The following is a 9,740-nucleotide window of genomic DNA, read 5'->3' on the forward strand; positions in this document are numbered from 1 at the left end:
GATATGAACACCGTGGACCCTGTTGAACAGCTTCTGGCCAACGGCTTGAAGAACCTCTGGTACCCCATCTGCCCGAGCGGTTTTGTGGCGGACAGGCCGGTTTCGCTGCGTCGCCTGGGCTACAAGCTGGCCCTCTGGCGCGACACCGACGGCAGCCTTCATGCCGTGGAAGACCACTGCCCGCACCGGGGCGCGCCGCTGTCTCGCGGGGTGAACCTCGGCGACCGCTTGCAGTGCCCCTACCACGGTGTGGAGGTGCGCTGCGACGGTGTCGCCACCCGGGTGCCCGGCAGCCCTGGTTGCACGCTGGAAGGCAGCCAGGCGACCCGCTGGTTCCATGTCACTGAGGCCGCGGGCGCTGTGTGGCTGTACAACTCGGCGCAGAACGTCGAACAGGCACCGCCCCTGGTGCTGCCGGAGCAATTGAGCGACCCGGCCTTCTCCCACTTCCTCTGCTACACCGAGTGGCGGGGCGACTACCGGTACGTGCTGGACAACGTCATGGACCCGATGCACGGCACCTACCTGCACAAGCAGTCCCATTCCATGTCCGAGGGGGACAGCCAGGCGAAGTTCATCACCCGTGACACCGAGACCGGCTTCATCTTCGAGAAGGAGGGCCAGCGTGGCGTCAACTTCGACTGGACCGAGTGGGCCGACACCGGTGTGCACTGGATGCGCCTGGAAATCCCCTATCCCAGGACCGGCGGCCCCGGTGGCAACTTCCACATCATCGGCAGCTACACGCCCATCAGCCGCTCGCTGAGTGCCGTGTTCCACTGGCGCTGCCGGCCACTCAGTGGTTGGCAGCGGGATACCTGGCGTTTCCTCTACAAGAACCGCCTGGAGGCCCGTCACTGGGCGGTGCTGGAGCAGGACCGGGAAATGCTCGAGTTCATGGAACCGGATGCCAACCAGCGGGAGAACCTCTACCAGCACGACCTGGGCCTGGTGCGCCTGCGCCGGCACATGAAGAACCTGGCCAAGGCCCAGTTGGAACTGATCGAGGCCAGGTCGCTATGACTCCGGTCCGTCGTATCCGCGCCGATGCGGTTCCCGAGCTGGACAGCGCCACCTGGTCCAACGCCCTGCGGGTGGGTCATGAGCTGGTGATGTCGGGCATGACCGCACACCCGGCCACCCGTCAGGCCGCCGAGCGGGGCGAGCCCCTGGACGCCTATGCCCAGACCCTGGAGGTGCTGGGCAAGGTGAAGGCATTGCTGGAAGCGGCGGGGGGGCATATCGGCAACCTCTACAAGCTCAACGTCTACCTCACCCGTATCGAGGACAAGGATGCGGTCGGGCGTGCGCGGCGTGATTTCTTCGCCGGCCAGGGCTGCTTTCCCGCCTCCACCCTGGTGGCGGTGAGTGGGCTGGTGTTCCCGGAGCTGGTGGTGGAGGTCGACGCCTGGGCGCGCCTGGACATCGATATGAATCGCTGTGACCAAACCTGGAACGGAGGTGACGCATGACCCAGGACAACCGGCTGGCGGCCTTCGTCCACACGCTGCGCTTTGAGGCGGAGGGCATCATCGGCGTGGAGCTGCGCCCCCGGGGCGATACGGTGTTCGCACCGTTCACCCCCGGTGCCCACATCGACCTGCACCTGGACAACGGCCTGGTGCGCAGCTACTCGCTGTGCAACTCGCCGGAGGACCCTGGCCGCTACGTGCTCGGCATCCTCCGCGACCGCAACAGCCGGGGCGGCTCGGCTCATGTGCACCAGAACCTGCGGGTGGGCATGCCGCTGACCATTTCCCCTCCGCGCAATCACTTCCCATTGCACGAGGACGCCGCACATACGGTGCTGGTGGCCGGCGGCATCGGTATCACGCCCCTCTATTGCATGTTCAACCGGCTGCGTGCCCTGAACCGCTCGGTCGAGCTGCTCTATTGCGCCCGTTCGCGCAGAGAGGCTGCCTTTGTGGAGGCGTTGGCTGCCGTGACCGACGCACCGGTGAGGCTGCACTTCGACGATGAGCAGGGCGGTGCCATCGACCTGCAGGCTTTTCTTGCCGAACGTCCCTCGACGGCCCACTTCTACTGCTGCGGCCCGACGCCGATGATCGAGGCTTTTGAAAGCCTGTGCGACACACTCGGCCACGGTAATGCCCATGTCGAGCGCTTCGCCGCCTCTGCTCATGCCCCGGCGACAGCACAGCGTGGCTATCAGGTGAAACTGGCGCGCTCGGCCAAGGTGATCGATGTGCCCAGCGGGATGTCCCTGCTGGATGCTCTGTTGAAGTCGGGGGTCGATGTGGCGTGCAGTTGCCGCGAAGGCGTTTGCGGAGCCTGCGAGACCCCTGTGCTGGAGGGCGAGCCGGACCATCGCGACAGCGTGCTGACCCAGGCCGAGAAGATGGCCAACCGGACCATGATGGTCTGTGTCTCGGGCTGCAAGGGCGCCCATCTGGTGCTCGACCTGTAGGTTTTGCAACAGTCCCTTGCTCCCCTTTTTCGGCGCCTCTGGCGCCGTTTCTTTATCTGGCTGACGGCCCCTTCGTGTACCGGAGAATCGGGTTTCCGGGGGTTGCATGGCCGGGTGAAAGCGGACGCTCGCCGGCCTGCTCCCGGACCGGCTGAGCTGACGGAGTGAACCCCCCGAAAGGTTGCCGTTAGCTGTCACCGCCCATTGTCCGCGCGCGCACTCTGTGCACTTTGGTTACCTCTGCAACGCACGGTTTCACAGGGGGCACAAAGCCCCTTGTTCTACATATAAACAATTGATTCAAAAGGATTTTTTAAAGGGTTTTCGGCTCTTCGGGTGGCACGCTTCATGCTCCTTTTCCCCTGTCGCACAGGACGCAACGTGCGATGCCACCGCCACTTCTCCGAACGCTCGCATCGGCCTTCGCAGGCGCGGAAGGGCGCGGTGAACAACAACCTGCGGGTGAATGAAACTCGCTGCGAATCCAGGGTTCGGCGCTTGCCTTGAACAGTGGAAATACCGCGGCCGGGGACTTCTTTGCCTGCAGAAAACTGCCTTAGCGAACGAGCAGAAAAGGATTCTTGATGAACAGATACCTGATCCCTCTCGGCCTTGTGCTTCTTGCCGGTCCCGCCCTGGCCGCGCCGGCTACCGGCACGCCCCCGGTCGCCCCGGCCAAGCCTTTCCCGCATATCGGCCTGCGCAGCGACGATGGCCGCAGCACCCTGGACATCGGCGGCGCCCTGCGCCTGCACTACCGCGATGAACACTGGAAGACGACGGAGAACAACGGACGCTTCCTCTTCGATACGTTCCGACTCGACGTGCAGGCTACTCACGAGGGCTTCTTCTCCGATCTGGGCTACTGGTTCCAGGACGACGGCAAGCGCGCCATCGACCGTGGTTTCGTCGGCTACCGGATCAATGACACCTCCAGCGTGCAACTGGGGGCGCCCTTCAAACCCTTTGGCCTGGAGCCCTACCCACAGTTCGGCTGGAGCTACCACATCCCTTTTTTCCTCGGCTACGGTTCAAGCGCCGGTGCCGGTGCCAAGTACCTGTACAAGGACGCCGACTGGCTCATCCAGGTGGGGTACTTTCCCCGCATGCTGCCCAGCCACATCCGCTTCTCGCCGGAGGTGGGGCGTTTCGCGGACCTGGATGAGAACGCCATCCCCTCGATTCATCAGCGCCAGGACAACGAGAAGCGTGATCAGGTGAACCTGCGGGTGGCGCGCACACTGGCCGGTGAGGCGTGGAAAGCCGAGTTGGGCGCGTCCCTGGCCACCGCTCGCCTGTACAACGCCACCACCGGCGATGACGGCAGCTACCGCGCCGGCGGTGTACATGCGGTGTTCAACACGGGCCAGTGGACCGTCACCACCCAGGGCATCCGCTACCTGTTCGATCCGCAGAATCCGGCCGGAGTCCGCGATGACGTGATCCTGATGGGGGGCAACGGGTTGACCCCGGCCTACCTGATCGCGGCGCGGGCATCGGTGGTGTCGTTCAACGTCGGATACGACGTGCCAACGCCGAATCTGGGCATGCTGAAGACCCTGCGCTTCTACAACGACTACAGCCGCATGCTCAAGGACAGGCGCGACTGGGATGACTCGCAGATGTTCACCGCCGGGGTGCAGTTCATCGCGATGCCGATCATGGGGTGGCTGGACTTCACCTGGGGGCGCAACGCGAACCCATACGGCGGCGCGGAGAGTGGAACCGGCTTCACCAGCGCCACCTCGTCACGCAGCAATGAGTGGGTCTTCCGCACCAACCTCAACCTGGGCTACTACTTCTGACCTCGCTGCCCGGTCACCTGCCGCCGGCAGGTGACCGGGCGCTGCGTCAGCCGGCGGCCAGCGCGTTGCGGGCCTGAGCGGCGCGGTTGAGCTTGAGGCGGTAGCAGCCGCCCATCACCAGCAGCCACACGGGGATGGCATAGACCGAGACGTTGATGCCGGGGGTCAGCAGCATCACCCCGAGGATGAACGCCACGAAGGCCAGGCACAGCCAGTTGCCGAAGGGCGACCAGAAGGCGCGGAAGGCGGTGCGCAGGCCCTCGCGGTCCTTGTGCTGGCGGAACTTGAGGTGGGCGTAGCTGATCATCGCCCAGTTGATCACCAGGGTGGCCACCACCAGGGACATCAGCAGTTCCAGCGCGTTGTGCGGCAGCACGTAGTTCACCAGCACCGCCAGCCCGGTCACCAGGGCCGACACCACCAGCGCCCGCACCGGCACGCCACGCTTATCCACACGGGCCAGGGCGCGGGGGGCGTCACCCTGTTCGGCCAGACCCACCAGCATGCGGCCGTTGCAGTAGGTGCCGCTGTTGTAGACCGACAGCGCGGCGGTCAGTACCACGAAGTTCAGCAGGTGGGCGGCGGTATCACTGCCGATCAGCGCGAAGATCTTCACGAAGGGGCTGCCGCTGTACGGGTCGCCGGCGCTGCTGATGCTGGCCAGCAGGGCGTCCCAGGGGCTGAGTGTGAGCAGCACCACCAGGGCGCCGACGTAGAAGATCAGGATGCGCCAGATCACCTGGTTGATCGCCTTGGGGATCACCTGGCCGGGTTTCTCCGCCTCGGCGGCGGTGAAGCCGAGCATCTCCAGCCCGCCGAACGAGAACATGATGAAGGCCATGGCCATCACCAGCCCGCTGATGCCGTTGGGGAAGAAGCCGCCGTGGGCCCAGAGGTTGGTCACGCTGGCCTGCTCGCCGCCGTTGCCGCTGAACAGCAGCCAGCAGCCGAGGACGATCATGCCGACGATGGCCACCACCTTGATCATGGCGAACCAGAACTCGGCCTCGCCGAACAGCTTCACGTTGGCCAGGTTGATGGCGTTGACCAGCACGAAGAAGGCTGCGGCCGTGGCCCAGGTGGGCACGTCGGGCCACCAGAAGTGGATGTACTTGCCCACCGCCGTGAGTTCGGACATGCCCACCAGGATGTACAGCACCCAGCAGTTCCAGCCCGAGAGGAAACCGGCGAAGCCGCCCCAGTATTTGTGCGCGAAGTGGCTGAAGGAGCCGGCGACCGGCTCGTCGACGATCATCTCGCCGAGCTGGCGCATGATCAGGAAGGCGATGAAACCGCAGATGGCGTAGCCGAGGATCATCGACGGCCCGGCGGACTTGAGCACCCCGGCGGAGCCGAGGAACAGGCCGGTGCCGATGGCGCCACCGAGGGCGATGAGCTGGATGTGGCGGTTCTTCAGGCCGCGCTTGAGCGAACCGGTGTGTTGCGCGTCGTGCATGGCGTCACCTTTTCTTGTTGTCGTGACGGAAATCGAACCCGCTGCGCTTGTGGCGCGGCGGCGTGGGCAAGGCGGTTGACCTTTAGTGGCCGTGCAGCAGCACGTCCCCGAGTGGGGGCCGCGATTGTACAGGCGCAGGTGGAAGGATGCGCGTCGGCACCACCGGGTCACAGGCGGGCAGGGCGAGGGCGGGGAGGCGCACGCGGGCGCCGGGCAGCAAGGCTGGGGTCACGGTGACCTCCGGTTGTTGTTCTTGTCGGTCGAGCGCGGCCATCTGACCCGCCGCACCGGCGCGAAACAAGGCACAGTCGCGCGCCGGAACTGTGCTGGCCGCTGGTGGGCGCGGCAGCTTTTCCTGACAGCAGCGCACCGCGCCCCGGCAATGCCGGGCGCGGGCGTAACGTTTGCTTGACAGGCTGGTGCGTCAGCGTGACGCAGGGGGCGGCTCAGTGCTGCAGGTGGCCGTAGAGGCGGGCGTAGAGGCCGCCGTGGTCGATCAGGCGCTGGTGGTCGCCGTCCTCGGCGATGCGTCCGCCGTCGAACACCAGCACCCGGTCGGCCTGCTTCACCGCCGACAGGCGATGGGCGATGACCAGGGTGGTGCGGCCGGCGAGGAAGCGCGCCAGGGCCTGGTGCAGGGCGTACTCGGTAGCCGCATCCAGGGCCGAGGTGGCCTCGTCGAGGATCACCACCTTCGGATCGGCCAGCACCATCCGGGCGATGGCCAGGCGCTGGCGCTGGCCGCCGGACAGGCGCACGCCGGAGCGCCCGACGATGCTGTCCAGGCCCTTGGGCAGGGCGCGGATGGTCTCGGCCAACTGGGCGATCTCCAGGGCCTGCCAGCAGGCCTCGTCGCTGCGCTCGCGGCCCATGGTCAGGTTGGCGCGCACGCTGTCGTTGAACAGCGCCGGGTGCTGCAGCACCACCGCGACGTGCTCGCGCACCCGCTCCAGGCCGATCTCTTCCAGGCTGGCACCACCGAAGCGGATGCTGCCGGCCTGGGGCGTGTAGAGGCCCAGCAGCAGTTGCACCAGGGTGCTCTTGCCACCGCCGCTGGCGCCGACGATGGCGACCTTCTCGCCGGGGGCGATGGTCAGGTCGAGGCCGTCCAGCACCGGCTCCTCGCCATAGGCGAAGCGCAGGCCGCGCACCTCGACGCCCACGGTGCGGTGCTCGGCGAAGGGGTCGATGCGCGGCGGGTGCTGTGGCTCGTCGGCCCGTGCCAGCAGCTCGTTGAGGCGGCTCAGTGCGCCGCCGGCGGCGTAGAAGGCGTACTGCAGGCCGAGCAGTTGTTCCACCGGGCCGATCATGAACCAGAGGTAGCTGAACACCGCCAGCATCTGGCCGATGGACAGGTCGGAGAACAGCACGGTGAGCATCGCCGCGCCACGGAACACGTCGATGCCGAACTGGAACAGCAGGCCGCTGGTGCGCCCGGCAGCGTCGCTCTTCCATTGCGAGGCCACGGCGTAGTCGCGCACTTCCCGCGCCCGTTCGCCGAGGCGGCCGAGGAAGAAGCCCTGGCGGTTGCCGGCGCGGATCTCCTGGATGGCCTCCAGGGTCTCGGTCAGGGCCTGGGTGAAGCGGGCGGTGCTGTCGTTTTCCAGCTTCTTCAGGTGCTTCACGCGCTTGCCCAGCTGCACCGTGGCGTAGATCACCAGCGGGTTGAACAGCAGGATCAGCAGCGCCAGCTTCCAGTGCATCCACATCAGGATGCCGGCGGTGCCCACCAGGCTGAGCATGGCCACCAGGAAGCGGCTGAGGGTCTCGCCGATGAACTTGTCCAGGGTGTCCAGGTCGGTCACCAGGTGGGCCGAGACGGTGCCGCCGCCGAGGCTTTCGTACTCGCCGAGGGAGATGCGCTTGAGGCGTTCGATCAGGCGCACCCGCAGGCGGTACACCACGTCCTTGGAGAGGCGGGCGAACAGGCGTGCCTGCAGCACGTTGAACACCAGGGCGCAGCTGCGCAGCACCAGGGTGACGGCCAGCATCAGGCCGATGTAGCCCACCGGCCCCTGCCAGGCAGCGGGCAGGAAGCCGTCCATGAAGCGCAGGGCGGCGTCGCCCTTGCCCAGCAGCACTTCGTCCACCAGCAGCGGCAGCAGCAGCGGGATCGGCACGGCGCAGAGCGCGGCGAGGATGGCCACGCCGTTGGCCAGCCAGAGGGCCTTGCGGTGGCGCAGGGCGAGGCGGCGGATCTCCGCCCAGCTCAGCCGATCAACCATGGGCGATGCGCTCCAGCCAGCGGCCCAGCAGCGGTTGCAGGTCACTCAGCGGCTGGTAGCCGTTGGTCAGCAGGGCCAGTTGGCCATCGCGCTCGGCCAGCAGGGTGGGGAAGCCGGCGATGCCCAGGTCCTGCACCCAGGTGAAGTCCTCGGCAGTGGCCTGGCGGGTGGCCGGGTCATCGAAGGCTTCGGCGAATTCGATGCGCGGGATGCCGGCGGCTTCGGCCAGGGCCACCAGTTGCTGGGCCTGGGTCACGTCCTGGCCTTGTGCATAGAAGGCGTGCTGGATGCTGCGGGCCAGGGCCCAGGTGGCGTCCTCGTCGAGCCCGCGTGCGGCCACCAGGGCCCGGCACGCCGGTTCGGTGTCGTAGACGAAGCCGTCGGGCAGCGCGCCGTCGAAGCGGAACGGCTGACCGGTGGCCTGCTCGACCGCGTGCCAGTGTTCGAGGATGTAGCGCCGCGTGGTCGGGTCCAGCGCCGCGCCCTGGCCGGTGCGCAGGCCGCCGACCACCAGGCGCAGCGGCACGCCGGCGTCACGTGCCTGCTCGATCAGCGCTCCGGCCACCGGGGCGAACCCCCAGCACCAGGAGCACATGGGGTCCATCACGTAGAGCAGGCGTGCAGTGGCCATGGCGATCCCTCGTTGTCGGTCAGTGGTTCGGATTCTGCCGCGGGTCGCGGCCGATGGGGTGGGGCTGGTTGCGCTGCTTGGCCAGCTCGATCTGCTTCTGCCGTTCGCGGGCGCTGGCGCGGGTCTTCTCCGAGAGGCTGTCCCAGCAGTGCGGGCAACTGATGCCGGGGGCGTAGTGCGGGGACTGGCGGTCTTCCACGGAGATGGGGTTGCGGCAGGCGTGGCACTGGTCGTAGTCGCCTTCGCTGAGGTCGTGGCGCACGGTCACGCGGTTGTCGAAGACGAAGCAGTCGCCGCGCCACAGGCTCTGCTCCTGGGGCACGTCCTCCAGGTACTTGAGGATGCCGCCCTTGAGGTGGAAGACCTCTTCGAAGCCCTGGTTGAGCATGTAGCTGGAGGCCTTCTCGCAACGGATGCCGCCGGTGCAGAACATCGCCACCTTCTTGTGCACCGTGGGGTCGTAGTGGGCCTTGATGTATTCCGGGAACTCGCGGAAGGACTTGGTCTTCGGGTCCACCGCGCCTTCGAAGGTGCCGATGGCCACTTCGTAGTCGTTGCGGGTGTCGATCAGCAGCACCTCGGGGTCGCTGATCAGGGCGTTCCAGTCCTGCGGCTCGACGTAGGTGCCCACCTGCTGATTCGGGTCCACGCCCGGCACGCCGAGGGTGACGATCTCTTTCTTCAGCTTGACCTTGGTGCGGTAGAAGGGCTGCTCGTCGCAGTAGGACTCCTTGTGGTCCAGGTCGACGAAGCGCGGGTCGACCTTGAGCCAGGCCAGCAGGGCGTCGATACCCTCGCGGGTGCCGGACACGGTGCCGTTGATGCCTTCCTCGGCGAGCAGCAGGGTGCCCTTGATGCCGTGCTCGGTCATGGTCTTGAGCAGGGGCTCGCGCAGGGCGACGTAGTCTTTCAGGGATACGAACTTGTAGAGCGCCGCGACAACGATGCGGGACATGAAAACCTCCAGTGGTCGCCCACGCAAAGGGCGGACCGGGTGACAGAAACGACAGCGCCGGCTGGGCCGGCGCTGGGGGCGAGTCTATCAAAAACCGCTGGGTCACGGATGTGGGGGAATGTCTCAGTCGTCGGGTGGGGAGGTCATGAGCGGTGGATTGCTCGAGGTCTGGCTGTATATCGAGTTCTGCGGATGTTCTTTGTTTCGCCTTCCCAGGCGAGTTTCTTTTTTCAGTCGCCA

The 9,740-nt window shown here is 66.5% G+C and carries 8 protein-coding genes; 4 read left to right on the top strand and 4 right to left on the bottom strand.

Annotation, left to right across the window (positions count from 1 at the left end):
* Positions 1–3: 3 nt before the first annotated feature.
* From A9G05_RS24565 to A9G05_RS24580, 4 genes are all read left to right on the top strand, one after another.
* The gene (locus tag A9G05_RS24565; protein WP_069563441.1) at positions 4–1,023 is read left to right on the top strand and encodes an aromatic ring-hydroxylating dioxygenase subunit alpha; all 1,020 of its coding nucleotides are present in this window, start codon (positions 4–6) and stop codon (positions 1,021–1,023) included.
* Entirely contained in the window at positions 1,020–1,472 is a 453-nt protein-coding gene (locus A9G05_RS24570; protein WP_069563442.1) for a RidA family protein, read from the top strand. The genes A9G05_RS24565 and A9G05_RS24570 overlap by 4 nt, the downstream gene beginning before the upstream one ends.
* Positions 1,469–2,428 (top strand): PDR/VanB family oxidoreductase, encoded by a 960-nt coding sequence (locus A9G05_RS24575; RefSeq protein ID WP_069563443.1) that lies wholly within the window; start codon positions 1,469–1,471, stop codon positions 2,426–2,428. The genes A9G05_RS24570 and A9G05_RS24575 overlap by 4 nt, the downstream gene beginning before the upstream one ends.
* Before the next feature lie 584 nt (positions 2,429–3,012).
* The gene (locus A9G05_RS24580) at positions 3,013–4,233 is read left to right on the top strand and encodes a hypothetical protein (RefSeq protein ID WP_069563444.1); all 1,221 of its coding nucleotides are present in this window, start codon (positions 3,013–3,015) and stop codon (positions 4,231–4,233) included.
* A gap of 46 nt (positions 4,234–4,279) precedes the next feature.
* On the opposite strand, the gene A9G05_RS24585 is transcribed toward A9G05_RS24580, so the two are convergent.
* The 4 genes from A9G05_RS24585 to A9G05_RS24600 form a co-directional block, all read right to left on the bottom strand.
* Positions 4,280–5,689 carry an amino acid permease gene (locus A9G05_RS24585; protein WP_069563445.1) on the bottom strand — a complete coding sequence of 470 codons (1,410 nt, stop codon included), beginning with the start codon at positions 5,687–5,689 and terminating at the stop codon, positions 4,280–4,282.
* A gap of 446 nt (positions 5,690–6,135) precedes the next feature.
* The gene (locus tag A9G05_RS24590; RefSeq protein WP_069563446.1) at positions 6,136–7,914 is read right to left on the bottom strand and encodes an ABC transporter ATP-binding protein; all 1,779 of its coding nucleotides are present in this window, start codon (positions 7,912–7,914) and stop codon (positions 6,136–6,138) included.
* Complete coding sequence (locus tag A9G05_RS24595) at positions 7,907–8,545, bottom strand: DsbA family protein (RefSeq protein WP_069563447.1); 639 nt, start codon at positions 8,543–8,545, stop codon at positions 7,907–7,909. The genes A9G05_RS24590 and A9G05_RS24595 overlap by 8 nt, the downstream gene beginning before the upstream one ends.
* A gap of 19 nt (positions 8,546–8,564) precedes the next feature.
* Positions 8,565–9,500, bottom strand: a complete 936-nt coding sequence (locus tag A9G05_RS24600) for a rhodanese-related sulfurtransferase (protein ID WP_069563448.1) — start codon at positions 9,498–9,500, stop codon at positions 8,565–8,567.
* Positions 9,501–9,740: the final 240 nt, after the last annotated feature.

Source organism: Pseudomonas sp. ENNP23 (genome assembly GCF_001728945.1).
Classification (GTDB): domain Bacteria; phylum Pseudomonadota; class Gammaproteobacteria; order Pseudomonadales; family Pseudomonadaceae; genus Metapseudomonas; species Metapseudomonas otitidis.

Bases quoted from the DNA above. Each gene is read 5' to 3' on its own strand.
- A9G05_RS24590 (WP_069563446.1), bottom strand. From the start codon at position 7,914: ATGGTTGATCGGCTGAGCTGGGCGGAGATCCGCCGCCTCGCCCTGCGC.
- A9G05_RS24565 (WP_069563441.1), top strand. From the start codon at position 4: ATGAACACCGTGGACCCTGTTGAACAGCTTCTGGCCAACGGCTTGAAG.
- A9G05_RS24600 (WP_069563448.1), bottom strand. From the start codon at position 9,500: ATGTCCCGCATCGTTGTCGCGGCGCTCTACAAGTTCGTATCCCTGAAA.
- A9G05_RS24575 (WP_069563443.1), top strand. From the start codon at position 1,469: ATGACCCAGGACAACCGGCTGGCGGCCTTCGTCCACACGCTGCGCTTT.
- A9G05_RS24585 (WP_069563445.1), bottom strand. From the start codon at position 5,689: ATGCACGACGCGCAACACACCGGTTCGCTCAAGCGCGGCCTGAAGAAC.
- A9G05_RS24595 (WP_069563447.1), bottom strand. From the start codon at position 8,545: ATGGCCACTGCACGCCTGCTCTACGTGATGGACCCCATGTGCTCCTGG.
- A9G05_RS24580 (WP_069563444.1), top strand. From the start codon at position 3,013: ATGAACAGATACCTGATCCCTCTCGGCCTTGTGCTTCTTGCCGGTCCC.
- A9G05_RS24570 (WP_069563442.1), top strand. From the start codon at position 1,020: ATGACTCCGGTCCGTCGTATCCGCGCCGATGCGGTTCCCGAGCTGGAC.